The sequence below is a fragment of the Clostridioides sp. ES-W-0018-02 genome (assembly GCF_020658175.1).
Classification (GTDB): Bacteria; Bacillota; Clostridia; order Peptostreptococcales; family Peptostreptococcaceae; genus Clostridioides.
Genome location: NZ_JACVVY010000048.1, coordinates 1 through 621 on the forward strand (window position 1 = coordinate 1; position 621 = coordinate 621).

At 40.1% G+C, this 621-nt stretch carries 2 tRNA genes and 2 rRNA genes; all 4 read left to right on the top strand.

From position 1 onward, the window contains the following. Positions 1-113, top strand: a 23S ribosomal RNA gene (locus tag IC219_RS21340); the annotation flags it as partial. Between the two features lie 183 nt (positions 114-296). Next, positions 297-413: ribosomal RNA gene (rrf, locus tag IC219_RS21345) — 5S ribosomal RNA — on the top strand. Between the two features lie 6 nt (positions 414-419). Beyond that, positions 420-494 (top strand) — tRNA-Asn (locus IC219_RS21350). 6 nt (positions 495-500) lie between these two features. Continuing rightward, positions 501-586 (top strand) — tRNA-Leu (locus IC219_RS21355). The last annotated feature ends 35 nt before the right edge of the window (positions 587-621 follow it).

Consider the following 621-nt stretch of genomic DNA (forward strand, 5'->3'; position numbering starts at 1 on the left):
ATTTCCCACCGCAAGGGTAAGACCCCAGAAAGACTATCTGGTTGATAGGTCGAAGGTGTAAGTGCAGCAATGTATTTAGCTTATCGATACTAATAGGTCGAGGACTTGACCAATATTATTTGATGTTTATTGATTAAAATATATATGTAGTTTTTAGAGTGTTAACTCTATGTAAAGTACTAACTTCAATTAATAGAAGATATTTAATAAAAAACTATTATTATTTAGTACTTTAAAAGTATTGACATTTAAAAATAAAGATGTTAATATAATACTTGTCTTATAAATAGGCAATATGTGGTTATAATAGCAAAGAGGATACACCTGTTCCCATTCCGAACACAGAAGTTAAGCTCTTTAGCGCTGATGGTACTTGGTGGGAAACTGCCTGGGAGAGTAGGACATAGCCACGTGAATATTCCAAGGTAGCTCAACGGTGGAGCAACCGGCTGTTAACCGGTAGGCTGTGGGTTCGAGCCCCACCCTTGGAGCCAAAAAAAGCCGAAGTGGCGGAACTGGCAGACGCACAGGACTTAAAATCCTGCGGGACTTACCTCTCGTACCGGTTCGATTCCGGTCTTCGGCACTTATAAAACAATATCGCGGAGTGGAGCAGTTGGC